The organism is Paludifilum halophilum (genome assembly GCF_002245355.1).
Lineage (GTDB): Bacteria > Bacillota > Bacilli > Thermoactinomycetales > DSM-45169 > Paludifilum > Paludifilum halophilum.
Window position 1 is genome coordinate 125,473 of the sequence record NZ_NOWF01000005.1, and the last position, 23,609, is coordinate 149,081.

Annotated in this window: 26 protein-coding genes, 1 other RNA gene and 1 riboswitch; of the genes, 24 read left to right on the forward strand and 3 right to left on the reverse strand. The window is 52.0% G+C overall.

Annotated features, from left to right (window positions below):
* Nucleotides 1-34: 34 nt before the first annotated feature.
* The 5 genes from CHM34_RS09445 to CHM34_RS09465 all read left to right on the forward strand — a co-directional run bounded on the left by CHM34_RS09445 (nucleotide 35) and on the right by CHM34_RS09465 (nucleotide 3,749).
* Nucleotides 35-802, forward strand: coding sequence for a tRNA (adenine(22)-N(1))-methyltransferase (locus CHM34_RS09445; RefSeq protein WP_169713672.1), 768 nt, complete (start codon nucleotides 35-37; stop codon nucleotides 800-802).
* Nucleotides 778-1,887: a Nif3-like dinuclear metal center hexameric protein gene (locus CHM34_RS09450; protein WP_094264363.1), complete on the forward strand. Its 1,110-nt coding sequence runs from the start codon at nucleotides 778-780 to the stop codon at nucleotides 1,885-1,887. Before CHM34_RS09445 ends, CHM34_RS09450 begins: the two co-directional genes overlap by 25 nt.
* An 83-nt stretch (nucleotides 1,888-1,970) precedes the next feature.
* Nucleotides 1,971-2,390: RNase P RNA component class A (gene rnpB / locus CHM34_RS09455), an RNA gene on the forward strand.
* Nucleotides 2,391-2,565: 175 nt separating this feature from the next.
* Complete coding sequence (locus CHM34_RS09460; protein ID WP_094264364.1) at nucleotides 2,566-3,384, forward strand: GDSL-type esterase/lipase family protein; 819 nt, start codon at nucleotides 2,566-2,568, stop codon at nucleotides 3,382-3,384.
* 86 nt (nucleotides 3,385-3,470) lie between these two features.
* Nucleotides 3,471-3,749, forward strand: a complete 279-nt coding sequence (locus tag CHM34_RS09465) for a hypothetical protein (RefSeq protein ID WP_094264365.1) — start codon at nucleotides 3,471-3,473, stop codon at nucleotides 3,747-3,749.
* A 214-nt stretch (nucleotides 3,750-3,963) separates the two neighbouring features.
* Here CHM34_RS09465 and CHM34_RS09470 read toward each other — a convergent pair whose 3' ends face one another.
* Nucleotides 3,964-5,640, reverse strand: a complete 1,677-nt coding sequence (locus CHM34_RS09470) for a hypothetical protein (protein ID WP_094264366.1) — start codon at nucleotides 5,638-5,640, stop codon at nucleotides 3,964-3,966.
* 188 nt (nucleotides 5,641-5,828) lie between these two features.
* Between CHM34_RS09470 and CHM34_RS09475 the strand changes: the two genes are divergently transcribed.
* The 14 genes from CHM34_RS09475 (at nucleotide 5,829) to CHM34_RS09540 (ending at nucleotide 16,818) form a co-directional block, all read left to right on the forward strand.
* A complete protein-coding gene (locus tag CHM34_RS09475; RefSeq protein ID WP_094264367.1) occupies nucleotides 5,829-6,896 on the forward strand; it encodes a M42 family metallopeptidase in 1,068 nt (355 codons plus the stop codon).
* A 196-nt stretch (nucleotides 6,897-7,092) separates the two neighbouring features.
* Nucleotides 7,093-8,325, forward strand: coding sequence for an N-acetylglucosamine-6-phosphate deacetylase (gene nagA / locus CHM34_RS09480; RefSeq protein WP_094264368.1), 1,233 nt, complete (start codon nucleotides 7,093-7,095; stop codon nucleotides 8,323-8,325).
* Nucleotides 8,303-9,046 (forward strand): glucosamine-6-phosphate deaminase, encoded by a 744-nt coding sequence (gene nagB / locus CHM34_RS09485; RefSeq protein WP_094264369.1) that lies wholly within the window; start codon nucleotides 8,303-8,305, stop codon nucleotides 9,044-9,046. Before nagA ends, nagB begins: the two co-directional genes overlap by 23 nt.
* Before the next feature lie 59 nt (nucleotides 9,047-9,105).
* Nucleotides 9,106-9,840, forward strand: coding sequence for an SIS domain-containing protein (locus tag CHM34_RS09490; RefSeq protein WP_094264370.1), 735 nt, complete (start codon nucleotides 9,106-9,108; stop codon nucleotides 9,838-9,840).
* Between the two features lie 51 nt (nucleotides 9,841-9,891).
* Nucleotides 9,892-10,665, forward strand: coding sequence for a GntR family transcriptional regulator (locus CHM34_RS09495; protein ID WP_206093782.1), 774 nt, complete (start codon nucleotides 9,892-9,894; stop codon nucleotides 10,663-10,665).
* 199 nt (nucleotides 10,666-10,864) lie between these two features.
* The gene (locus CHM34_RS09500; protein ID WP_094264371.1) at nucleotides 10,865-11,614 is read left to right on the forward strand and encodes an isochorismatase family protein; all 750 of its coding nucleotides are present in this window, start codon (nucleotides 10,865-10,867) and stop codon (nucleotides 11,612-11,614) included.
* Between the two features lie 324 nt (nucleotides 11,615-11,938).
* Nucleotides 11,939-12,553: a DedA family protein gene (locus CHM34_RS09505; protein WP_094264528.1), complete on the forward strand. Its 615-nt coding sequence runs from the start codon at nucleotides 11,939-11,941 to the stop codon at nucleotides 12,551-12,553.
* Between the two features lie 107 nt (nucleotides 12,554-12,660).
* Complete coding sequence (locus CHM34_RS09510; protein WP_094264372.1) at nucleotides 12,661-13,149, forward strand: COG2426 family protein; 489 nt, start codon at nucleotides 12,661-12,663, stop codon at nucleotides 13,147-13,149.
* A gap of 16 nt (nucleotides 13,150-13,165) precedes the next feature.
* Nucleotides 13,166-13,555, forward strand: coding sequence for a DUF488 domain-containing protein (locus tag CHM34_RS09515; RefSeq protein ID WP_094264373.1), 390 nt, complete (start codon nucleotides 13,166-13,168; stop codon nucleotides 13,553-13,555).
* Entirely contained in the window at nucleotides 13,521-13,820 is a 300-nt protein-coding gene (locus CHM34_RS09520) for a 2Fe-2S iron-sulfur cluster-binding protein (RefSeq protein ID WP_094264374.1), read from the forward strand. Before CHM34_RS09515 ends, CHM34_RS09520 begins: the two co-directional genes overlap by 35 nt.
* A 76-nt stretch (nucleotides 13,821-13,896) precedes the next feature.
* A riboswitch (TPP riboswitch) is annotated at nucleotides 13,897-14,002 on the forward strand.
* Nucleotides 14,003-14,063: 61 nt separating this feature from the next.
* Nucleotides 14,064-14,690 (forward strand): thiamine phosphate synthase, encoded by a 627-nt coding sequence (locus CHM34_RS09525; RefSeq protein WP_094264375.1) that lies wholly within the window; start codon nucleotides 14,064-14,066, stop codon nucleotides 14,688-14,690.
* 15 nt (nucleotides 14,691-14,705) lie between these two features.
* Entirely contained in the window at nucleotides 14,706-15,836 is a 1,131-nt protein-coding gene (gene thiO, locus CHM34_RS09530) for a glycine oxidase ThiO (RefSeq protein ID WP_094264376.1), read from the forward strand.
* Between the two features lie 5 nt (nucleotides 15,837-15,841).
* A complete protein-coding gene (gene thiS, locus CHM34_RS09535; RefSeq protein ID WP_240511954.1) occupies nucleotides 15,842-16,045 on the forward strand; it encodes a sulfur carrier protein ThiS in 204 nt (67 codons plus the stop codon).
* A gap of 5 nt (nucleotides 16,046-16,050) precedes the next feature.
* Nucleotides 16,051-16,818: a thiazole synthase gene (locus tag CHM34_RS09540; protein ID WP_094264377.1), complete on the forward strand. Its 768-nt coding sequence runs from the start codon at nucleotides 16,051-16,053 to the stop codon at nucleotides 16,816-16,818.
* A gap of 102 nt (nucleotides 16,819-16,920) precedes the next feature.
* On the opposite strand, the gene ftsW is transcribed toward CHM34_RS09540, so the two are convergent.
* Nucleotides 16,921-18,084, reverse strand: a complete 1,164-nt coding sequence (ftsW, locus tag CHM34_RS09545) for a putative lipid II flippase FtsW (protein WP_094264378.1) — start codon at nucleotides 18,082-18,084, stop codon at nucleotides 16,921-16,923.
* A gap of 152 nt (nucleotides 18,085-18,236) precedes the next feature.
* On the opposite strand from ftsW, the gene rodA reads away from it, so the two are divergent.
* The 3 genes from rodA (at nucleotide 18,237) to CHM34_RS09560 (ending at nucleotide 20,038) form a co-directional block, all read left to right on the forward strand.
* Nucleotides 18,237-19,430 carry a rod shape-determining protein RodA gene (gene rodA / locus CHM34_RS09550; RefSeq protein WP_094264379.1) on the forward strand — a complete coding sequence of 398 codons (1,194 nt, stop codon included), beginning with the start codon at nucleotides 18,237-18,239 and terminating at the stop codon, nucleotides 19,428-19,430.
* 63 nt (nucleotides 19,431-19,493) lie between these two features.
* A complete protein-coding gene (locus CHM34_RS09555; RefSeq protein WP_094264380.1) occupies nucleotides 19,494-19,766 on the forward strand; it encodes a hypothetical protein in 273 nt (90 codons plus the stop codon).
* Nucleotides 19,767-19,825: 59 nt separating this feature from the next.
* A complete protein-coding gene (locus tag CHM34_RS09560; protein ID WP_094264381.1) occupies nucleotides 19,826-20,038 on the forward strand; it encodes a DUF1540 domain-containing protein in 213 nt (70 codons plus the stop codon).
* 111 nt (nucleotides 20,039-20,149) lie between these two features.
* On the opposite strand, the gene CHM34_RS09565 is transcribed toward CHM34_RS09560, so the two are convergent.
* Nucleotides 20,150-21,388, reverse strand: coding sequence for a cation:proton antiporter (locus tag CHM34_RS09565; protein ID WP_094264382.1), 1,239 nt, complete (start codon nucleotides 21,386-21,388; stop codon nucleotides 20,150-20,152).
* Nucleotides 21,389-22,064: 676 nt separating this feature from the next.
* Between CHM34_RS09565 and CHM34_RS09575 the strand changes: the two genes are divergently transcribed.
* Both CHM34_RS09575 and CHM34_RS09580 read left to right on the forward strand, forming a co-directional pair.
* On the forward strand, nucleotides 22,065-22,739 hold the full coding sequence (locus CHM34_RS09575; protein WP_094264384.1) for a zinc metallopeptidase: 675 nt from the start codon (nucleotides 22,065-22,067) through the stop codon (nucleotides 22,737-22,739).
* A gap of 112 nt (nucleotides 22,740-22,851) precedes the next feature.
* A complete protein-coding gene (locus tag CHM34_RS09580; protein ID WP_094264385.1) occupies nucleotides 22,852-23,424 on the forward strand; it encodes a YhcN/YlaJ family sporulation lipoprotein in 573 nt (190 codons plus the stop codon).
* Nucleotides 23,425-23,609 lie beyond the last annotated feature (185 nt).

The following is a 23,609-nucleotide window of genomic DNA, read 5'->3' on the forward strand; positions in this document are numbered from 1 at the left end:
GAAGTCAGCCTGTGAAGGAGTGTCTGGGAAAACGATGTCGAAGAATTCCAATCCCGCTGTTTCGGAATCTGACGGAGTTCCGTTGTCGGAACGCCTTGACGCTATCGCCCGTTATGTTCCTGCCGATGGGGCTGTCGCCGATATCGGGGCGGATCATGCCCAGCTGTTGATTTCCCTGGCTCGGTCCGGGAGGTTAAAACGGGGGATCGCCGGGGAGGTCAACCTGGGTCCTTATCATAATGCCCGGCAACGCGTGGCAGCGTCCCGGTTCGAGAACCGGATCGATGTCCGCCGGGGCGATGGGCTGAACATACTGGCGCCGGATGAAGCCGACGTGATTGTTATCGCCGGAATGGGCGGGGCGTTAATCGCTTCCATCCTGGAGTCGGGAAACAACCGGCTCCGGGGAGTTCAAAGGCTGATCCTCCAACCAAACAACGGCGCGGAACGAGTTAGGCTCTGGCTGGCGGAAAACGGTTGGGAACTTCGAGACGAAGAATTGGTACGGGATGGCGGTATCTTGTACGAGATTCTCGTCGCCGAGCCCGGCATGCCGGAACGTCCCTACGAAGCGTTACCCCTCACCCGGGAGAAGGCCCTTCAGATAGGACCTGTATTGTGGCGCAAGCGTCATCCTTTTTTAAAGTCCCGGTTAGAAAAAGAGCTGGCTGGCTGGGAACGGATTCTGCAAAAATTGCAATCCGGACGCACCCGGGAGGCGGAGGAACGTCGACGCCGGGTGACTGAGGAGATCGGTGAGTGGAGGAGGATGATTGAATGGCTGTCCGAGGAAGAGACTTGATCAAGGCCATGGAGGCCTGGGCCCCAAAATCCTTGGCTGTAGAGAACGACCGTATCGGCCTGCAAGTGGGTGACCCGGAAGCGGAAGTTCGCGGTGTTCTGCTCGCTTTGGATGTGACGGAGGAAGTGGTGGATGAGGCGGTTCGTATCGGAGCCAACTGGGTGATTGCCCATCATGCCGTGATTTTCCGGCCGTTGAAAGAGCTGAGGACGGATCAATCCGCCGGTCGGCTTTATGCCAAATTGTTAAGGAACGGGATCAATGTTTATGCGGCCCACACGAACCTGGACGCGGCAGAGGGGGGGGTCAATGACGTTCTCAGCGAAAAGCTAGCTTTGGAAAAAACAGAAGTGCTGATTCCGACCCGATACCAGCGACTCAAAAAAGTGGTGATCATGAGTCCCGTCGACCATCACGAATCGATTCTTCAGGCGGCGGGTAAAGCGGGAGCCGGCTGGATCGGCAATTACAGCCACTGTACCTTTAACATCAAAGGCACCGGAACCTTTCGTCCCGAAGAAGGTACCAATCCCTTCATCGGACGACAGGGAGATCTGGAAAGGGTGGAGGAGATCCGCCTGGAGACGGTTGTGCCGGAGGAACACCTGAATTCCGTGGTACAGGCAATGATTGATGCCCATCCCTACGAGGAACCGGCCTATGACATTTATCCCCTTGAGCTTTCCGGTGAAGTCCAGGGGATGGGGCGAATCGGAAACCTGACGCAGAGTATGACACTGAAAGAACTGGCCGAACGGGTCAAGGAAGTATACCACGTTCCCTGTCTGCGCATGGTCGGCGACGGAAACAGCCGGGTATCCAGGGTGGCGGTGCTGGGCGGGTCCGGCGGACGGTATGCCCCGGAAGCCCAACGGTTGGGAGCCGATGTGTATATCACCGGAGATCTGGATCATCACACCGCCCTGGATGCTTTAGCCGACGGCCTCCATCTGCTGGACCCGGGCCACCATGTGGAACATCTGGTGCTGGAACAGGTCGTTGAAAAGTTGAAAGAAAATGTCGGATTAAAAGAAATTCCGATTCAGATAACAACGGTGGATACCAATCCATTCCGTTTTGTATGACAAAAAATACCTCATAATACATGTTTGTACATTGAATACGAAGGCAGTCTTTGTTACAATAAAACATGTCGCTTTTTTTCGGGAAAGTAAACCGGGCAATCGCCGGTGGATACCGCAAGGTTCCACGGGAGGAAAGTCCGAGCTCCGCAGGGCAGGGTGCCGGCTAACAGCCGGTGGGGGCAACCCTAAGGCTAGTGCCACAGAAATGCAGACCGCCGATGGAAGCGCCCAGGCGCTTCACAGGCAAGGATGCAACGGTGCGGTAAGAGCGCACCAGCAGCATGGAGACATGTTGGCTAGGTAAACCCCACCTGGAGCAAGACCTTAAGGGGATCAGCGCATCAGCGCAGCTGTAGCCCGCAGTGATCCCGGGTTGGTCGCTGGAGCGGTGCAGCAATGCACCGCCTAGACAGATGATTGCCGCTCCAATCAGTGGGAGGCGAAGCGACGTCAGCCGTCTAACCACTGGGAGAACAGAACTCGGCTTATGGTTTGCTTTCCTCATTCATTTACATAGGCAGGAAACGGCGCGCGATCCGCGTCGTTTTTATTTGTATTTATTTGTAATATAAAGGTTAATTTGTTGTTATTACCCTGATAATGTCGTGTAATGATTTCTTGTTATGCTTGGGATAATGAAGGAAGGAGAGTTTTTTCGGAACAAGGAGGGGCTGTAAAATGACAAAACGGTTGATCCTGGTGCTCGGCCTCTCCCTGATCGCGGCGATTATGGTTCAGCTTTATCCGATGGCTAAAATCATGCTGGTGGAAGAGTCTCCGGAACCGATTGTCGTTACAGATGAAAATATCCTATCCCAATTAAAAAAGAACGTTCAAGATAAAGAAGAGCTGAATTATCTGGTCCTGGGAGACTCCGTTGCCCGGGGAATCGGTTCGAAAGGGCCGGATCAGGGTTACGGCTCGCTGGTTGTAAAAAGTTTGAATAAGGAACGGATTCCACTGAAATTGGTCAATAAAGGAGTCACCGGACAAACGTCGAAAAAGCTGGCTGAATCGATTACAACGCCTGATATCCGGGAGAAAGTGAAGAGCGCCGATCTGATTTCCCTCACCATCGGAGGGAACGACTTAATCAAAGTGGCCTTAGAAAACCAAAATCCGGTCAGTGTTCTGTCCGGGTTCGAAGGAATTCAGAAAGGTTATGAGCAAAATCTGACCCGTATCCTACACCGGATTCGGAAGCTGAATCCGGATGCCCCCATTTTGATGACGGCCCTTTATAACCCGATTTCTCCTGAAGAGCCTTATTACGGTATTTCCCATTCTTTACTCAAAAAGTGGAACATCCAAATGAAGCAGGTTGCTCATGATTTTCCTCTTACCCATGTCATTGATGTCGATCAGCGTCTCCGTGCGGCGAATGGAGAGTGGCTGTCTGATCAAATTCACCCGAACAATAAGGGGTATCGTGTGATCGCCGAAGGGATTCTCGCTGAAATCCGGGGAAATCGCCATACCTCGGCGAAGATGAATTAACCGGGGAACCCCCGTGAAACACATTCCGTATAGGATCCGGCCGGCACCGGAAGAATAAGAGACAATCCCAAGGAAGGAGTCTTTTCATGCTATCCGACTTTTCATCTTACCAGGCGTACTTAGATCGTTATAAAACCTTTTATTCGGAAGAAGGGGATAATCGGCCGCCGATGTTGTCGGAAGAGGATTTTCAAGAGAACTTTCGGCTTTTGGAAGAAAGCTATGCTAACTATCGCCGGATGATCTTGCAGGGTCAGGAAGAAGAGGCGTCCTATTACTATCTCAATGTTATCAATATGTTGGAAAATCAATTAGCGATCGCCGATGGGGCGGACAATTTTTTGCCGGAGGGATTCCTTGATTAAAAACGAATCCACTCCGGCATATTTTTTGCAAAAACAGGACAGTCTGTGAATAAAGCGATTTCGGATGGAGGGATCCCCATGGGATGGCTGATCGGATATTTTATCGGCGTTACTCTGGGAGATTTGGCTCAAGTCCTCTCCTGATTTTAACGGTCTTAGTATCATGATGAGAAAGGGCCGGCTGTCATCATGCAGCCGGCCCTTTTTCTCGGTTTTATGTCAGTTGAATCGTTAACAGGTGATCCAGTTTTCTGCACTGATTCAACAGAGCTTTTCGGCGGTCCGGGGAAAGATTTCGGTGGTTGATCAATTTTTGCACCAATTCCTCTAAGGCGGCTTTTGCCGTTTCCCTTTCCTCTTCAATCACTCCGGTCAGAGCCCGATCCGCAGTTTTCTTCCAGGCTGGATGGACCTGTTGGATCTCGCGATACAGATCGTAGGATGTGAATAGAGTCATCGCGGTCAAGTAGACCCGCAGTCGCCGCTGAGGGTCGAACATGATCGTGTCCCCGATCACCGAGGGATGGCTGGTCAAATAAAACCAGCCCCTGTTCAGCTCAAATCCCGGATCTGTCAGCCTAAATCCTCGAGGCTCCAAATGATCAAAACCGGTGTATAGCCATGCTTTGGACCGGTTCTTTTTTCGCAAAAGGCGAAGGGTGAGCACGGCTTCTTTTTTTCCTTTCAGATGGTCCGTGAGGTTCACCTGTTCCCTGTACCAGCGTTCCGGTTGTCTGGCTTTTACGTCCCGTTCCCAAACGATTCGCCCGTCGATCAGCAGCTGTTTGACATATTCCCCTTTCGAAAGGGAGTGGGGATAAACATCAAAATGGGAAAAAGCGAGCCGATAGGTTTCGTTCTTTTCCGGCCGGATGATCTGTTTGATCTCTCCGTTCCCTCCGGAAGGAGGACCGGTGCCGGGAGAAATAAACAGGCTGCCGTACCCATAACCGGCATAGGCGCTTCGATCCTTTTTTTCCGGGAACCATTCCTTTTGAAGCACGTAAGTGACCAATCCCTGGATGTGCCCCCGGTGCAACCGGTCAATTCCCGTTTGAAGACTCTTCTTGACATATGGAACCGAGGGATTGGCGGGAGTCGCTGATAACTTACTGGCGTGGATCATAAGGATAAAGGGGAGTTTTTCCGGGCGTAATAGGTTGTGGACTCGTTCGATCTGCTGTTCGAGATCATGAGTTCGGTGGGTGTTGCGATACTTACCGTCCCGGAAGGTCATGACGACTCCGTCGATAAAGGGACGATAACGGTGAATCAGCCCAGCGCGAATCGACGGGTAGTAGATCTGCGGGTAGAAGCGTAGCTCGGGATTGGCCGAATGGCCCGATTTCCTCATCCGTTTGACATATGCCGGAGTAAAAAAAGAAAGATTGTGGTTGAAATCATCGATGACGACTCCCTTCAGATTGTCAAAGGACCGGGACAGGCGTCCGATGGCCCGGAACCAGGCGATAAAATCGGTTCCATAGGGTTCGGAAGCTTTTCCCCGGGCTTCACTGGGGGGAACGAGATATACCCAGACATCAATCCCCTCTTTTTTTGCAGCCGGGAGGAATTCACGCCTGAGATCGTCCCAATCGGAACGCTGGTGCCAAATCAGGTAGAAGTAGGTATTAACCCCCAGCCGGTGCAACTTTTCTATCATCCGGGGCGTATCCAGATGGTGAAGGCCGTCCGCTCGGGGGAAGGGTTCTCGGATTTCTCCGGCATAATCCCCCAGTACCGGCTGGGAAGTATCAAATTCGACACCGGAGGCAAAAACCTCCCGGTCGGGAAATAAGGCAGGGTACAGACAAAGTCCCATCGTTGTCCATAAAAGGATTCCGATCAGGAAGAAAGGGCGTTTGTGCCGGAACGGGGGAACTGGAGACATGACCTTTTTACCTCCTTGATACCCATCTCTTTCGGATAGTGTAGGGTGGATGAAGTTCGATTATGTAAAAAGAGTGACCTTTCGGGTTTTAGAGTCTGACCCGATGTCGGTCTATCTTATAAAAAACGATCGGTTCAACCATAATACAGAGGAAAATAAACTCCGAGACAGGGAGTGTGAACACAGGCATGGAGCTGTTAAAAGAGTTAACCGAGGCGAATGCCGTTCCGGGTTATGAAGGAGAAGTTCGCCGGATCATGCGCCGGGAGATGGAAAAAAGCAATGCGGAGATCACAACGGACCGGATGGGAAGCATTTTTGGAGAAAAACGGGGAAATAACCCGGGTCCGAGAGTGTTGTTGGCCGGACATATGGATGAAGTCGGGTTTATGGTCAAAGAGATTCATAAGAATGGATATCTTTATTTCACTCCCTTGGGGGGATGGTGGGAACAGGTTCTCCTATCCCAGAGAGTCACCATTATGACGGAAAAACGTTCCTTTACCGGAGTGATCGGATCGAAGCCTCCTCACCTGTTGACGCCGCAGGAAAGGGGGAAGGTGTATCCGATGAAGGAAATGTTCATCGATATCGGAGCGAAGGATGCCGAACAGGTCAAGAAGTGGGGAATCCGTGTCGGAGACCCGATTATCCCGATTTGCCCTTTTGAGATGATGCCGGATCATGATACGATCCTGGCTAAGGCTTTGGATAACCGGGTGGGATGTTATCTGGCATTGGAAACGATGCGACAGCTGAAGGATGAAAATCACCCCAATACAGTCTTCGCCGGAGCGACTGTGCAGGAAGAAGTGGGTCTCCGGGGGGCGACGACTGCCCCCTATGCGGTGGAACCGGATATCGCCTTTGCCTTGGACGTAGGCATTGCCCAGGACGGACCGGAAGGGAGCGGAAAGGATAAGCCCCGGTTGGGAGGCGGTCCTTTGATCACTTTCTTGGATGCTACCATGATCCCCAACACTCGTTTGCGAAATCTGGTGGTCGATACTGCGGAGGAGCATCAAATTCCTTATCAGGTGGATACCATGACCGGAGGCGGAACAGATGCGGGGAAACTTCATTTGTTCCGCAAAGGAGTGCCTTCCCTGGTAATCGGAGTGCCGGCTCGCTATATCCACAGCCATGTTTCCATGGCGAGCAAAAAAGATATAGACATGGCGGTCAAACTGCTGGTGGAGGTTCTGAAAAAGTTGGATGCTCCGGCGTTGAACGATATGATCGCTTTTAACAGTTAGGAGGTTGTAAAACCGGGGTCGCGGGATCAATCGGCCCCGGTTCATTCTTCTGCCGGACGGATCATCTATTGGTTTTTCGGATATTTTTTGCTTGTAAAATGTATTGGTATAGACAACTATACTTTGAGGGCGATATACTACAGATAAGTGCATCGACAGACTTCAGATAAGAACTTGGGAGGAGGAGGTTCAGCCGATGCGTGATCAGCCACCAGTGGTGTTGCTCGGTGCCAGGGTTGTGAGTGAAGATCGTACATATCCGGAAGGTTTTGTCCGTATCGCGGACGGTCGGATTGTGGAGGTAGGCCCGGCGGATACATGCGGGGATACAGAAGGATGCGAAGTGGTTCGCCTGTCTGAGGAGTACGTAATCGTCCCGGGGATGGTGGATGTTCATATCCACGGGGCGGAGGATGCCGATACCATGGATGCCGAGCCGGAGGCTTTGGAGACGATCGCCGGTGCCCTCGCCCGTGAGGGGACCACCAGTTTTTTAGCTACCACCATCACTCAGTCTCCTGAAGCGATTGAAGCAGCTTTAATCAATGCCGCTCGATACATTGAATCGGGACAATCCCCCGGGAGATCGGAATGTTTGGGTATTCATCTGGAAGGTCCTTTTATCTCCCCGAAACGGGCGGGAGCTCAGCCTCTTCAGTACATTATGGAACCCAACCTCGAACAGTTCAAGAAATGGCAGCAACAAGCCGGCGGGTGGATCAAACTGGTCACCTTGGCTCCGGAAGAGCCCGGGGGAATGGAGTTGGTCGAATATTTGCGGGATACCGATGTCATTCCTTCTGTCGGACATTCCGACGCTACCTATCACACCGTGGATCAGGCGATCAAGGCTGGTTGTTCCCATGTGACCCATCTGTTTAATGGGATGAGGGGGTTGCACCACCGGGAACCGGGTGTGGCAGGAGCCGCCTTCTTAAGGAAAGAGCTGCAGGTGGAGGTGATCGCCGACGGGATTCACATCTGTCCGGAAATGCTGAAATTGGCTTATCAGCAGATTCAAAGCGATCGTCTACTGCTTATTACCGACTCCATGCGGGCCAAATGTCTTCAGGAAGGGGTCTACGACCTGGGCGGCCAGCGGGTTCAAGTCAACGGTGAAGAGGCCCGTCTCTCTGATGGAACCTTGGCGGGGAGCATCTTGCGGATGGCCGATGCATTTCAGCGAATGTACGGAATCGCCGGAGGTTCTCTTGAAAATCTGGTTCGGATGTCTTCCATGAATGCCGCTTCTGAATTGCGAGTGTCCGACCGGAAAGGGAGCATCCGGGAAGGAAAAGATGCGGATGTTGTGGTGCTGGATAAGCAATTGGAAGTAGCTATGACTTATTGCCGCGGGGTTCTCGCCTACCGACGAAAAAGCGCTTACAGCAAAAAGGAGGTTACCGATGCAGATCCTACAAGCCCGTGATTACAATGAAATGTCTGAACTCGCCGCAAAACGTGTGATCGATCAAATTAAATCATCCCCTCAAACCACTCTCGGACTGGCCACCGGGGCAACCCCCCTCGGTATTTATCAACGGCTGGTAGAGGACAGTCGGAAAAACGGAACTTCTTACCGTCAAGTCAGTACTTTCAACCTGGATGAGTATGTAGGATTATCCCCCGAACACCCCAACAGTTACCGCTACTATATGGACCAAAATCTTTTTTCCGGGCTGGACATCGATAAGGCTCGTACCCATTTGCCCGATGGGATGGCTGAGGATTTAGAGCAGGAATGCATCCAGTACGAGGAGAAATTGAAAAAAGCGGGGGGAATCGATATCCAGCTGTTGGGACTCGGTCGGAATGGTCATATCGGTTTTAACGAACCGGGGACTCCTTTTTCATCCCGTACCCATGTCGTGGAGTTGGATGATTCCACCCGTCAAGCCAACCGACGCTTCTTCGACTCCCTGGATGAGGTCCCGACTCGTGCGATCACCATGGGAATCGCTTCGATCATGGAAGCCCGGGAAATTCTGCTTTTGGTTTCCGGTGATAAGAAGGCGGATATCCTGCATCGCCTTTTGGAAGAAGAAGTGGTCGAGTCGTTGCCTGCTTCGGTTTTGAAGCGTCACCCGCAAGTCACGCTGATAGCCGAGGAACCATTATTATCCGGACACAAGCGTGTCACCTGCCCTTGAGGGGGAAGGATGAAACGGCAAAAAAGCTTACGGACCTTCAGATGGAAGGGGGAAGGCGGATGTTGTCGCGTTATCTCAGGGAAATTAATGATAGAATTGAAAAGGTGGAACAGGAACAGCGAAAACCGATGTTGGAGGCTGCAGAAATGGTAGCCCGTTGCATCGAAGGGGAGGGAATCGTCTATCTGTTCGGATGCGGCCATTCCCATATGTTGGCTGAGGAGATGTTTTACCGTGCGGGGGGATTGGCCGCTGTTCGTCCTATTTTGGTGGAAGATCTTATGTTACACCGGGGGGCGGGTCGGTCCTCCCGAATGGAACGCCGAACCGAATTCGCCCGTTCTTTTATGGAAAAAGAAGAAATCCGCGAGGGAGATGTCACGGTGGTCATTTCCAATTCCGGTGTCAATCCCGTCCCGGTCGATGTCGCTCTGATCGCCAAAGCAAAAGGAGCCTCCGTCATCGGTCTGACTTCTCTATCCCACTCGCAAAACACATCCCCCAAACACGAGAGCGGACAGCGCCTGTTTGAGGTGGTGGATCTGGTCTTGGACACCCTTGTGGAAAAGGGAGATGCCATGATGACTCATGATCGGCTGTCGGTAAAATTCGGGCCCAGCTCTACCATCGTAGGCGCCTGTATCCTAAACGCCGTATTTGCCGAAGCGATTCACCGTTTAGTAGAGCGGGGCGTGGAACCACCGATTTTCCAGAGCGGAAACGTAGAAGGTACCGACGATTATAACGCTCGCCTCATCCAAAAGTATTCCAGCCGGATTCCCATTCTGTCATAATAGGGGTATAACTTAGCTGTTCACCTACTGAAAAGATGAGAGGATGAAAAAGTGAAAACCAAAGTGATGCGAAGGGTTTCTAAGGCGAGTCCTCTGCCTCTTTACTACCAACTAAAAGAGATTTTACAGGAAATGATCGATAATGAAGAGCTCAAGCCCGGAGATGCGGCCCCCCCGGAACGGGAGTTGTGTGAGATCCATGATATCAGTCGGATGACTGCGCGTAAGGCGGTTATGGCTTTGGTCAACGAAGGGGTGTTATACCGGGAACAGGGGAAGGGCACTTTTGTCGCCGCTCCGAAACCCAAACATCAACTGACGCAGTTACGCGGATTTACCGAGGAGATGAAAGAACAAGGGCTTGCCGTTGAGACGAAAATCCTCACGTTTGACGAAACGGAACCGACAGTAACGATCCGAAAACGTTTAATGATGCCCCCGGCTGATAATCGTGTCATTGAAACTCGGAGACTCCGGATCGTCGATGATCTCCCCTTCGCTTTGGAAACCGTTTGGCTGAACGAAGCGAAATGCCCCGGATTAAACCGAGAGGCGATCGAGGGGCGTTCTCTGTATGCCGTGTTGAAGGAACAATACAATTGCCGCCCCAGTTATGCCCGACAAACGATCGAACCCATTCAACTGAACGATTATGAAAGTGGGCTGCTCGGTTTACCCAAGGGGTCCTTGGGCCTCCTTTTCAGCCGGACTACTTATTTGGACAACGGGGAAGTCGTCGAATTCACCAAATGTATCTATCGCAGTGACAAACATAAATACGAAGTGATCCTGCGGGCGGAGGAAAAAAAGTATAGTGAGTCGTGAAGACAAAGACTGCGCCCTTCCATCCCTGTGGGAGACCGAGATGGGACAGGCGGTTACCAAAGTACGGCGACCGCCTTTTTTGTATGTCTTCCACGGGTTTTTCTTCCACGGAATTCCTTCTTTGTTGGATGGTTTCTTACCTTCATGATAAGATGGAAGCGAAAAAGGACGGTCAAGCTCGCCGGTGGAGGTGTAAAGAATGAAAGATCGGCTGGCTTTTTGGGAATATATAGACCATGTGGTGTCGGATCTTCGGACGGTATCCTTGCCCGAAGTGATAGAGGAAGCGGGTGGTGTTGATCGGGTGCACCTGGTACTGGTCGATATCCTTCGGGGTTTTTGTGCGGAGGGACCATTGGCTTCCGCCAGGGTGAACGAGGTGGTTCAGCCGGTTCGGGGGCTGGCCGACCAATTGTTGGAACATGGGATGCCCGATCAGAATCTCATTTTTTTACAGGATTCCCATCAGGAGAAGGATCCGGAATTTAACGCTTTTCCTCCCCATTGTGTCAAGGGAACCGATGAAGCCAAGGTGATGGAACCGCTGCGTCCTCTGCTGGAAAGACAAGGGGTCCAGCTTTTTTTAAAAAACGCCACCAACGGAATGTTCGGTTCCAGGAACGATGGTCAACGCTTTCATGAACAGGTGGAGGAAAGACTGCAGCAGGGGAAAGCCGCTTTCATTGTGGTCGGAGACTGCACCGACCTGTGCATTTACCAAAATGCGATGGGGATTCGCTTGTTGGCTAATCAACTTCAGGCGGATACCCGGGTCATCGTGTCCCGGAGGCACACACGCACCTATCACATGTCGGTGGAAGACGCCCGGGAGATGGGGGCAATGGCTCACGACGGGGATCTTATGGATGAACTCTTTCTGTATCACATGAAGCTGAATGGAATCGATGTGGTACAGGACATTGCCCTTCACGACCGGGAAGCATTATGAGAAAACCTCTTTTCGAGAGGGGTGCGTTCCACACGGAGTGCCTTTGGTTCGTAAGAACAACGAAACGGAGTCCCGGCGGAAAACCAATCCGGTGTCGGTTATGTGCACCGGTGGTGGATGGAAAAACTGATAAAAAGAGTTCCGGTATGCCGATCAGGTGTTGATCGCTGTGGAGAATTGAAATCCGGTGAAGGATTTTCGGATTCTGGACATACAATATGGATGAGAAGGCTGTGATCCCCCGGCAGGTTGCTGAACTTCCGGGCAGCGGGTAAAGTATGTTATTCTAATACTATTGGTATGTACCGAGATTGGGGTTGGACCATGGAACAAACGGTATTGGACCTCCTATCGCAATACGGATATCTGGGGATTTTCTTTTTTCTGGTGATGGGAATTGCGGGGTTACCACTACCGGACGAAATTATGATGACCTTTATCGGTTATCTTTCTTCCGTGGGTTATCTCAACCTCTCTTTTACTTTTATCAGTGCCCTGGCTGGTTCTGCCGGCGGGATCAGTATCAGTTATTTCCTCGGTTGCCAGCTGGGGTATCCTTTTCTTAAGCGATACGGGAACAAATTTTTTATCACACGCAGGCGGCTCAGAATGGCGCAATTGCTGTTCCGGAAATACGGCAACTGGGTGCTTTTTTTCGGTTACTTCATTCCCGGAGTGCGCCATGTCACCGCCTATATGGCGGGTATTTCAAAAATGGGGTGGGGTCGGTTCGCCGTTTACGCCTACTTCGGGGCATTCACCTGGTGTGCCACGTTCATCGGTCTGGGCTTTTTACTGGGATCCCACTGGGAAAAGCTGTTCGAGGTCCTGCACCATTACGGAAGAATCGTGGTGCTCGTTTTACTTCCCGTCATCGCGTTGTGGATTACTCGGTATTTTTACCAGCTGAATAACCGGTACAATTCCGTTCGCAAATAACGGAGCCAAAGAGGTCTGACTATACGGGAGACTCATTCGGACCATATCATAAGAGAAAGAGACGGCACCGTTGAGGTAAGCGATTGGAGAGGAGAAATGAACAACTGATGGTCAAGGAATGGTTAGCCTGGTTCCCTAAAGAATTACAAGTACTTATCCTGGCGGGGCTTCCCTTTATCGAACTTCGGGGAGCGATTCCCTACGCTACCCTGGTCGGTCTGCCTTACTACCAAGGGTTAATCATCGGAATCATCGGGAACTTGATCCCGATTATTCCTCTCCTTTATTTTTTCGAACCGTTGATGGGATGGGTCTATAAAAAGTCGCCCCGCTACCGTAAATTCTTTCAAGGGATTCAAAAACGTGCCGTAAAAAACGGAAATTCAATCCGCAAGTACGGCGCTCCCTTGGGTCTGTTTTTGTTTGTAGCGGTTCCTGTTCCCGGAACGGGTGCCTATACAGCCTGTTTTGCCGCTGCCTTTTTCCGCGTGCCGTTCTGGGTTTCCGCCGTTTCCATTGCAGTCGGAACCTTGGGATCCGGATTGCTCTTTGCTACCCTGAGCCATTATTTGGCCGTTTTAATCGGTTGGGTATGATTGGCGAGGTGAGAGGATGGAGATCCGTGTCAAAAGGGTTTATGAAGCCCCTGGTGATGAAGATGGAATCCGGGTTTTGGTGGACCGTTTGTGGCCCCGGGGTTTAAGCAAGGAGAAGGCCCGGGTGGATCTCTGGGTCAAAGGTTTGGCCCCTTCCGAACAACTGCGTAAAAGGTTTCACAAGGACGGCGATTTTGCCTCTTTCGCTGAAGACTACCGTAACGAAGTGAATCCTCGAGCGTTGGAGGAACTGTTGGAAAAGACGGGAAACGGCCCTGTGACGCTGTTATACGCCAGCAAAAACAAAGCAGAGAATAACGCGCAAGTACTAAAACAATTATTGAAGGAGTGCGCGTCCAGGAGGTTGTCAGATGCCGCGGGTGGAGATCAAAATCGGAACCAGTGAACATGCTTTTGACTGCGATGAAGGGGAGAACCTCCTTTTTGAAGCGATTTCCCGTTCCATTATGATTCCGTTTAATTGCACGTCGGCCCGTTGCGGGACATGCCGAATCCGTGTGTTGGAGGGCCCGGAAAATCTGAATGAGGTCGGTGACCGGGAAGTCCTTCGCCTGGGGGAGGAGCCGGTGGAGTCCGGGTATCGTCTGGCATGTCAAACCTTTGTATACGGAGATGTCCGTGTCGAGGTGCCCCAGCCCCGCCTCTTCTGAAAAAATTTCGGAAGATGGCATCGGGTTGACGACGGTAGAGAAGGGTTGCTAAAATGATAAAAAATTGAAATACGTACTGAACCACTAGGGGTGCACGGAAAACGTGCTGAGAGGGGCGAAAGTCTCAACCCTTTGAACTTGACCTGGTTGATGCCAGCGTAAGAAAGTGGGGCTCAACGGTTGACGAACCAAAACGACCGGCATCCCCTCGGATGCCGGTTTTTTTGTTGGGGGGGATAGTATATGGCGGACGGTGCACCGACCCTTCATCTTATCAGCGGAGAAACCCACTCCCTCAAGGATCTGATTGGTGTTTTCCGGGAAACGATGGAGTGGGTGGATGTCTTTTATTTACGAAAAAAGGGATTGGCCCCCGAAGAACTTATTTACTGGGCGCGCTCCCTGTTGGATGAAGGAGGAATTCCCCCCGAACGGCTGATGGTGAACGGTGACTGGGAAGTGGCTGCGGCAGTGGGGTGCGCGGGGGTGCATCTGCCGGAAACCGGTCCAATGCCCGATGTGGTAAGGGATGAAGCGAAAACGAGAATCAAAATCGGTTGTTCGGTTCACTCCGTGAAAACCGCTCAGCAGCGGGCCGCGGATGGAGCGGATTACCTGTTTTACGGACATATCTTTTCCACTCCCTCTAAACCCGGAAAAACTCCCAGGGGTGTCAAAGCACTGACCCAACTGGCAGAGGCGGTTCCGGTTCCCGTAATGGCCGTCGGAGGAATCAAGGCTCAAAATATTCACTTACTGGCAGGCAGCGGGTGTGACGGGGTCGCCGTCATTTCCGAGGTCATGGATGCAGAAAACCCGGCTGTGTCGGCTCAAAAGCTGAAGACGGCCATGCGGGACGGATTTCGATAAAAAGGGGATGATCGCTTGAATAAGCCGGATGTGGTGGTGATTGGAGGTGGAGTGATCGGTTGCGCGATTGCTTATTATCTCACGAAGCGAGGTGCGCGTGTAACCGTGTTGGAGCGGGACCGGATCGGGGATCACGCCTCTTCGGCAGCGGCTGGAATGCTGGGAGCACAGGTTGAGACCTCTTTCCCAGGCCCGATGGTGGATCTCTGTCTGGCCAGTCGGCGCATGTTTCCCGACCTGCAACAGGAACTGCTTCAGTTGACCGGGCTGGATATTGAGTGGAACTCCGCGGGTATGCTGCGTCTGGCGATGGATGAACGGGAATCCGGCGAGTTACAGCAACGTGGAGAATGGCAACGGGAAATCGGAGAGAAAGCGGAGTGGTGGAGTCAGGAGCAGTTAATACAGTCTGAACCGGCACTTTCTTCAGAGGTGAAAGGGGCTTTACACTTGCCCGGGGATACCCAGGTTTCCGCTCCCCGGCTGACTCGGGCTTTTGCCCGCGGCTTACACATCTTAGGCGGAAAAGGAGTCGAAGGGGCTTTTGTAACAGGACTTCGGGTAGAACGGGGCCGGGTGAAGGAAGTAGAAACGAGTGCAGGCTCTTACCGGCCGGAACAAGTGGTGTTGGCCGCGGGAGTCTGGACCCGATCGGTGGCCCGGATGGCGGGTGTTTCACTCCCGGTCTTTCCGGTCAAGGGGGAGTCGTTGTCGGTACAGGTATCCGAACCGCTGTTCCGGAAGACTCTGTTCGGTCCCGGAGCTTACCTGGTTCCCAAACCGGACGGACAAGTCATCGTCGGAGCTACAGAGCGGGAAAACGATACGTCGCCGGGGGTTACACTGGAAGGTCTTCATCGGCTGAGCCGGGAAGCCCTTCGCATGGTCCCCGAACTGAGCGGGGGAAATTGGGAGCGCAGTTGGGCCGGATTCAGACCCGGTTCTCCCGACGGCCTGCCTTATCTGGGCCGGGTGAAGGAGCTGAGTAACCTATATGTGGCGAGTGGCCATTTTCGGAATGGTATTTTGCTCAGTCCGGTAACGGGTCGCGGAATGGCCGACTTACTGGCCGGTTTGGAAGTTCCCGAGTTTCATCCCTTTTCTCCGGAGCGAGGGGAAAGGGTGACCCAGTCAGGATGGGGGTGAAAAAGGTGAAAATCCGTTTGAATGGCGATTCCTACCTTTTGCCGCAAGATGTGAGAACGGTGGAAGATTTGTTGATTCACTTGAAGGTTTCGGAGCGAATCGTGGTGGTGGAGCGTAACCGGGAAGTGCTGGAGAAGGAACAGTTTATCTCCACTGCTTTGGAAGAAGGAGACGAATTGGAGATCGTTCATTTTGTAGGAGGAGGTTGAGGCCTGTGCTTCAGATCGGTCCGTATACCTTTGAATCCCGTCTGTTGCTGGGTACGGGGAAGTTTTCAAGTTTGGAGGTCCAACGTCAGGCGGTGGAGGCGTCCGAAGCGCAAATTCTTACCTTTGCCCTTCGCCGGATGAATATCAGTGATCCGAATCAGCCTAATTTTCTGGAACAACTTCCATTGAACCGTTTTCGCCTGTTGCCCAATACGGCGGGAGCCCGCACAGCCCAAGAAGCGGTTCGCATCGCCCGTTTGGCACGGGCTTCCAAGTTGTGCGACATGATCAAAGTGGAAGTGATCGGGGATTCCGACACTTTGCTTCCGGATCCTGTCGCTACTCTGGAAGCGACCCGGATGTTAGTGGAGGAAGGGTTTATCGTTCTTCCCTACACCAGCGATGACCCTGTTCTGGCGCAAAAATTGGAGGAAGCGGGGGCGCACGCGATTATGCCCGGTGCCTCCCCGATCGGATCCGGACAAGGGATTCTCAACCCGCACTATCTGAAACTGATCATCCAACGATCCCGTGTTCCGGTGATCATAGATGCGGGGATCGGATCCCCCGCTGACGCAGCTCAGGCGATGGAGCTGGGAGCGGAAGGAATTTTGCTCAACACCGCTGTCTCGGGAGCTGAAGATCCTGTACGAATGGCTCGGGGAATGAAACTGGCGGTGGAAGCCGGACGGCTCGGCTATGAAGCAGGTCGCATCGCCAAAAAGGGAACGGCTTCCGCCAGCAGCCCCGTAGAGGGAATGATTTCACCGTAAGAAACGGAGACAAGTTGGCTTTAAAAAGAGTAAACGAAAACCGTATGCAAACGACCTTCCTCCCGGGAAGGTCGTTTGACAACTGTCGGAGAACTCCGGGGATCAGGTAGTGACCATTCCGGATGGCCGCGCTCTTTTATCGGGGGCCCGACTCTTCTCTTTCCGTGCGGAAGCGGTTGTCCGGTACCGGGAGATATTGAGGAGGATTCCCGCCGCCAACATGCTGATGACGAGAGAGGTTCCTCCGTAGCTGATAAAGGGAAGAGGAACCCCGGTCACCGGCAGCACGGCAGTGACAACACCCAGGTTAAACAGAGCCTGAATGGAAAACATGCTGATGATCCCGATTCCCAGCAGATTTCCGAAAGAGTCGGGGGCTCTCAGGGAAATTTTCACGCCGCGGATGATCAGAAAAACAAACATCAGAACGAGGAGGCTTCCGCCGATGAAGCCCAGCTCTTCGGCGATAATGGCGAATATGAAGTCCGTTTGAGCCATGGGAAGGTAGGCCAATTTTTGGATGCTGTTGCCCAATCCTTTTCCGGTAAGGCCTCCGGGGCCGATGGCGAAAAGGGATTGAATCATCTGGTATCCATTATCCGTCGGATCCTTCCATGGATCGAACAGGACCGCGATCCGGTCGATTCGGTAGGATTTTATCATCATCAAGGCGATCATCACCGGAAGGCCGGTCAACCCCAACCAAAGGAGATGTTTGATCCTCGCTCCGGCGCAGTAGATGACCGTCAAGCAGGAGAGGAGCAGGATGACTGTACTGCTGTAATGGGGTTCGATCACGATCAGAGTGCAAAAAATCCCGATTACAATCAAGGGGGGTAACAATCCCCGTTTAAACTGGTGCAGACAGTCCTGCTTCTTGGTCATGATGGAGGCGGTGTAAATCAGTGCTCCGATTTTGGCCAGTTCCGAGGGCTGAAAGCCGATCGGACCCAACTCCACCCATCGGTGGGATCCGTTCAGATAGACTCCGATTCCCGGAACAAACACCAGCAGCAGGATGAAGAAGCTTCCCAGAACGATCCAGCCCACTCGCTTGCGGTACAGGGTATAGGGAATATTGGACACGCTGAAAAAGACGATGAGGCCCAGAGCGGCCCAAAAAAGCTGGCGTTTGAAATAATAGTAACTGTCATCGTGGTTGGTTAACCCCGTGTAATAGCTGGCGCTGAATACCATGACCAAACCGAACCCCGTTAGAGCGAAGATGATGAATATCATCCAGAAATCAGGTTTATTGCGTACCATCGTGATCTCCTTCATTCAAAGAATTGAACCGGATTCCGGACGCGGTCGCAGAAAATTCCTCATTCCCCTTCTCTCAGCTGTTTCAATGGATTCGGGAGATACGGTATACTGGGTTATACACGTCCGGGGTGAGGGAGGCTCCGACCGGACGCATGGCGTTTTTCGCCGGAGTTTTTATCAGAGAGACGGGTGTTAGGATGAAAATCAGCCGTCTGTTACGGCAGTTGGATGTTCCGTTGGTACTCTTCGTGATCGCTTTGGCTGTTATCAGCATTGTTGCCATCTCGGGAGCTACATACACCATCGACCCGGTCTATCTAAAGCAACAAATTTACTGGTACGGTTTAGGTATTCTACTTCTTGCCGCCACACTCCTTTTCGACTATCGGGTCTTGGCCCAGGGACGGTTTGTTTATCTTCTGTACGGTTTTGGCCTGTTCCTTCTGGTTCTGGTCATGATTCCCGGGGTCGGAACTTCTGCGAAGGGAGCTCAGCAGTGGCTGAAAATCGGAGCGTTTCAATTTCAACCGTCGGAATTTATGAAGCTGTTTTTGATCATTCTATTAGCGAAAGTCACCAGTGAGGTGAAGAGGCTACCCATTCGCGACTGGAAAACATTAGGAAAACTCTCCGGTCTGTTTGCATTGCCCTTCTTCCTGGTTTTGATCCAGCCAGACTTGGGTACGGCCCTGGTGCTCCTGGGGATTGCCGCCTCGGTCTTATTGGTGGCGGGTCTGGACTGGCGCATCATTCTGGCTGGATTGAGTTCCGTGACGGTACTTGTGGGAGGGGTGCTGACCCTTTATTTTACCGATCACCCGCTTCTTCACACCCTGTTGCAGGATCACCAAATCGAGCGAATTGAAACGTTTGTGAATCCCGCATCGGATCCCAGCGGTGCCGGTTACCAGTTGACTCAGTCGATGATCGCTGTCGGATCCGGGCAACTATCCGGAAAGGGGTTCCACAACGGGACACAAGCCCAAGGCAAGTGGATTCCGGAACCGCACAATGATTTTATCTTCGCCGTTTTTGCGGAAGAGTTCGGTTTTATTGGCGGGAGCCTTCTCCTTTGTACCTTTATTTTTCTTCTCTACCGGATGGTCAAAGTGGGTCTGCAGTGTGAAGAACGGTTTGGTGCCTATATCGTGGCCGGCGTGATTGGAATGATCGTGTTCCAGGTCTTTCAAAATATCGGGATGACAGTGGGCATTCTTCCGATTACCGGACTGCCGCTGCCCTTTATCAGCTATGGAGGCAGTGCCCTTCTGATGGAAATGGTGGCGATCGGCCTGGTACTCAATATCGGAATGCGCCGCAACGACGAGTTTCTTTTTCGGGACTGAGTTTAGGTAAACCCTGGTATCGTGTTATAATACATTCGATTTCAAGTGTGAGGAGGTCCCGCATTGAAGGTAACCAGTGTGTTACTCAATATCAAAGAAGAAGACTTTGAACTGTACGAGGAAGAATTGATCCGGATGGGTTGGGAAAAGATCGGTGACCAGCGCGTTTTCCGCAAAATGTATGGAGAAACGGAAGTGGAAGTGAAAGAGCACATTCCCACTTTCAGCGCCGATGTGTATTTGACGGTTTCCGCCCGTAACGATAAAGGGATTAAAGTCGAATCGATTCATAAAATCGTCGATGCACTGAAAGAGGCGGATAAGACCCCGGATTAATTTTGCCAGCTATATCCCTTCTGCCGCTGATGAATACTGAGTGGCAGGAGGTGAAGCGAATGCCTGAAGTGAAGTGCAGCGTTGCCAACTGTCATTACTGGGGAGAAGGAAATCATTGTAACGCGGATGCGATTATGGTGGAAATCGACGAACATTGGGACAAAAAATTGGACGAAAAGATCGGAGGAGAGTACGTCGATTCCGACCATCAGGACCATTCCGCCCGCATTTCCAAGGATACTTGCTGCCACACGTTTAAGCCGAAGCATTGACTGTGGACAACCTCTCTGGATAACAGCCGGGGGACCGGTCTGGCCCCCGGCTTGTTGTTAGGCAAAAAAAGGCTCTCCTTGTATTTCAAGGGGAGCCTTTCCGTTAGGTTCCTATGAAGAAGAACCGGTGCTCTTGGACTTTTTCTTTTCGCCGAAGAGCATCTTCAACATGGGCGGTGTAACCAGAGTCGTCACTAATACAATGATCACCGTGACAGTGAATAACTCATCATCGATCAGATTCCGACCGAGCCCGATGGAGGCGACGATCAGACCGACTTCGCCGCGGGCGACCATCCCGGCGCCGATCCCTGCTGAACTGCGCCAGTTAAATCCGGCCAATTTCGCTCCGAGTCCTCCCCCGATAAGCTTGGTAAGAATAGCCACGATACAGAGGATCAGGATCAGGAACAGAATGTCCGCAGTTATTCCGCTGAGATCGGCTCTGACACCGATGCTGACGAAAAAGACGGGAACAAAAAAGGAAAAGGCGACAACCTCCACTTTCTCGAACAATTCATGTCGGTATTTGGTCAAGCTGAGCATCAGACCGGCAAAGTAAGAACCGACAATCCCCGCTAAACCGAACATCTCGGCAAAGTAGGCGAAACCGAGAGCGGCGATGAGGCCAAAGGTGAGCAGAACCTCGGTGGTCATAAGGTTGGACGCCCACCGGAACAACCGGGGAAGGACATACCGGCCCGTCAGGAAAATCAAAACAAAGAAGACAACGATTTTGGCGAGCAACAGAACAATGTCGATGACGCTGCCTCCGCCTCCGCTTCCGGCGGCGAAACCCACCACCATGGACAGGATGATGATACCGAGGACGTCATCCAGGACAGCGGCCCCCAGAATGGTGACCCCTTCCTTTGTCTGAAGTTTGCCTAGTTCTCTTAGCGTTTGCACGGAAATGCTGACGCTGGTCGCTACCAGAAGCGTACCGATGAAGATGGACGTCGAATAGTCATACCCGAACATCAAACCGGTGGCGAAGCCCAAGATGAGCGGAAAGATCACCCCGCCCACCGCCACTAGGGATGAGCCGTAGGCTGTTTTTTTAAATTCCTCAACGTCGGTTTCCAGTCCGGCCAGAAACATCAGCAAAATGACGCCGACTTCGGCCAATTCGATGATTAAACCGGGATGGTCCGGATCCACCGTAATCCATCCGAGCAGAGCGGGGCCCAGAACGATCCCGACGAGGAGCTCTCCGAAGACCGAAGGTTGGCCGATTTTTCGGCTTAAATGGCCTGCCAACTTTACGGCGACCAAGATAAGAACAAGTTCCAGAAGGAAATGAAATTCTTCCAGCTTTTCTGCGTCAACGAGTTTTTCGATCAAGTCCATCTCCTACCTCCTTGCGATACTGAATACAACTGAATGCCCTTACAATATTTTATCAAAGTTATCGCCGTCCTTCATTGATCATTTACAAAGTCACCACTGATGTAATAATCTACAAAAAAAGAGGTTGATTTCGCTATCATGGGAGGAGATTGCATTGGGTAAGTCCAATATTGGGTTGTGGATTATCCTGTTGTTGACGGTGGTGCTGGTCGGCGGACTCGTCATGAACTTTGTCACCGATTCATAAACGATGTTTGTTCACAAGTTATACATAGCGCAGGTTGAAGTTTATGGTATAATGAGTAGTGGGGAGAACCTTGTTTCATGCAAGAGGGTGTTTGGTTTTTGATGCGAAAAAAGTGGCATTACCTCCTGCTGATGATATTGCTTACTTTATCCCCCGGTGAGACGGAAGGCGCCTGGACCGGAGCGCCGGCGAAAAGTAACCGTCAACTCGCCGCCGTTGCTCGCCGTTTCGTTTATATTCGTGTGCAAAAAAATCGATCGGCCCGTCGGTTGAATCATTGGTTCCGACAGGTCTGTTTAAGGTGTAACGATATACAGTATCGGCAAAGAGGGATTTGGACTATACCCCGCCAATTTCAAAGTGATACTTTCTAAAGCATGAGGCGAGCCTTAAACGGAAAACATCTATGAAACAAAGGGGAAATGCCGAATGAATGCCCTTATGCTCTTGCTGATTTTTGCCGCTTTTGGTCTTACCATGTGGGCTCAGTTCAAGGTAAAAGGGAATTTTAAAAAATGGTCCAAGGAAATGGCCGGTTCTGGAATGACGGGACGGGATGTCGCTCGGCGTATCCTGGATGAAAACGGTCTCCGCGATATCCCGGTGGAGCCGGTTCGCGGGAAGCTGACGGACCATTACGACCCGATGTCCCGGGTGGTCCGCTTGTCGGAACCGGTATATTATGAAAACTCGATTGCGGCAGTTTCCGTCGCCGCCCACGAATGCGGCCACGCTATTCAGCACAAAGAAGCCTATGGATTTTTGGTCCTGCGTCACCGGATGTTCCCCGTTTCCAATTTTGCTTCGGGAATCGCTCCCCTGATGCTGCTCGGGGGACTTCTGATGAAGATGAGCGGTCTGTTACTGCTTGGTATCGTTCTTTTTGCCGCCGCAGTGGCTTTCCAAGTAGTCACTCTGCCGGTGGAGTTTAATGCCAGCAGTCGAGCCAAGCAAATTTTGGTGAAAGACGGGTTTATCAATAACATGGAAGAACGCGGCGTCAACAAGGTGTTGAATGCGGCGGCTCTGACTTATGTCGCCTCCACCTTGTATGCGATTTTGGAACTGCTGCATTTCGTGTTGCTGTTTTTAAATGACGATTAATCGCCGGACTGCTGTTTGGGAGCTGCCGTACAGGCAGCTCTCTTTGTTTACATAAAACAGGGAAGCCCGGTGGATACTATGTGTGATTCTGTCAATAAAAGGAGGCAGTACCATGCAATTAGTATCCAGATGGATCCTTGTGATTACGGTCTTTAACCTCGTCTTTTTCTCTGTCGGCTGTGCCATGCAGGGCCAACCGGAGTCACGGCCGAACCGGGATGACCCTACTCGAGTGGGGTATGAAGGAACGAGGAATGTCGATCCGGTCCGGGACCGGGACGTCGATCGGGATCGGCGGGACATTGATCGGATCCGTACGGATCGGGACGCCGATCGGACCCGGGCTGGACAAAATATGCGGGTGGCGGATCAAGTAGCCGATTCTGTATCCAAGATGGAGGGCATCGATTCCTCCACCGTGATGGTGACGGACGCCACCGCTTATGTCGCTGTCATGTTTGACAAGGATTATGAGGGCGGCATGACCGACAAAATGAAAGACCGGATCGCGAAGCGCGTCCGCAAGAAGGATCCCAGTGTGGATCGGGTTTTCGTTTCGGCCAATCCTGATTTTGTCAATCGCATGCGCGATTATGCCCGGGATGTTCGTGATGGTCGTCCGATTACCGGGATCATGGACGAATTCATGGATATGGTTCAACGGACCTTCCCCGCTGCACGCTAAGGGGAATCATGCGCGATAAGCTGCCTCGAACTACGGGGCAGCTTTTTTCATACCGCGAGGGAAATGTTTTCGATTCGCCTTTTTTCGGTTACCGCCCCTTTTTTCGTATGGTAAGATATATAGGAAAAGCGGTCTGCAGGGAACAGAGTCAAGCGGTGCCCACAGGATGACGGCGCTCATTCCTG

Coding starts and splice junctions, on each gene's coding strand:
- CHM34_RS09475 (WP_094264367.1), top strand. CDS start 5,829: ATGGAGCTGTTAAAAGAGTTAACCGAGGCGAATGCCGTTCCGGGTTAT.
- CHM34_RS09465 (WP_094264365.1), top strand. CDS start 3,471: ATGCTATCCGACTTTTCATCTTACCAGGCGTACTTAGATCGTTATAAA.
- CHM34_RS09515 (WP_094264373.1), top strand. CDS start 13,166: ATGGAGATCCGTGTCAAAAGGGTTTATGAAGCCCCTGGTGATGAAGAT.
- CHM34_RS09445 (WP_169713672.1), top strand. CDS start 35: ATGTCGAAGAATTCCAATCCCGCTGTTTCGGAATCTGACGGAGTTCCG.
- CHM34_RS09575 (WP_094264384.1), top strand. CDS start 22,065: ATGAATGCCCTTATGCTCTTGCTGATTTTTGCCGCTTTTGGTCTTACC.
- CHM34_RS09490 (WP_094264370.1), top strand. CDS start 9,106: ATGTTGTCGCGTTATCTCAGGGAAATTAATGATAGAATTGAAAAGGTG.
- CHM34_RS09505 (WP_094264528.1), top strand. CDS start 11,939: ATGGAACAAACGGTATTGGACCTCCTATCGCAATACGGATATCTGGGG.
- CHM34_RS09580 (WP_094264385.1), top strand. CDS start 22,852: ATGCAATTAGTATCCAGATGGATCCTTGTGATTACGGTCTTTAACCTC.
- CHM34_RS09450 (WP_094264363.1), top strand. CDS start 778: ATGGCTGTCCGAGGAAGAGACTTGATCAAGGCCATGGAGGCCTGGGCC.
- CHM34_RS09470 (WP_094264366.1), bottom strand. CDS start 5,640: ATGTCTCCAGTTCCCCCGTTCCGGCACAAACGCCCTTTCTTCCTGATC.
- CHM34_RS09500 (WP_094264371.1), top strand. CDS start 10,865: ATGAAAGATCGGCTGGCTTTTTGGGAATATATAGACCATGTGGTGTCG.
- CHM34_RS09560 (WP_094264381.1), top strand. CDS start 19,826: ATGCCTGAAGTGAAGTGCAGCGTTGCCAACTGTCATTACTGGGGAGAA.
- nagB (WP_094264369.1), top strand. CDS start 8,303: ATGCAGATCCTACAAGCCCGTGATTACAATGAAATGTCTGAACTCGCC.
- CHM34_RS09565 (WP_094264382.1), bottom strand. CDS start 21,388: ATGGACTTGATCGAAAAACTCGTTGACGCAGAAAAGCTGGAAGAATTT.
- CHM34_RS09520 (WP_094264374.1), top strand. CDS start 13,521: ATGCCGCGGGTGGAGATCAAAATCGGAACCAGTGAACATGCTTTTGAC.
- nagA (WP_094264368.1), top strand. CDS start 7,093: ATGCGTGATCAGCCACCAGTGGTGTTGCTCGGTGCCAGGGTTGTGAGT.
- CHM34_RS09510 (WP_094264372.1), top strand. CDS start 12,661: ATGGTCAAGGAATGGTTAGCCTGGTTCCCTAAAGAATTACAAGTACTT.
- CHM34_RS09460 (WP_094264364.1), top strand. CDS start 2,566: ATGACAAAACGGTTGATCCTGGTGCTCGGCCTCTCCCTGATCGCGGCG.
- CHM34_RS09525 (WP_094264375.1), top strand. CDS start 14,064: ATGGCGGACGGTGCACCGACCCTTCATCTTATCAGCGGAGAAACCCAC.
- rodA (WP_094264379.1), top strand. CDS start 18,237: ATGGCGTTTTTCGCCGGAGTTTTTATCAGAGAGACGGGTGTTAGGATG.
- ftsW (WP_094264378.1), bottom strand. CDS start 18,084: ATGGTACGCAATAAACCTGATTTCTGGATGATATTCATCATCTTCGCT.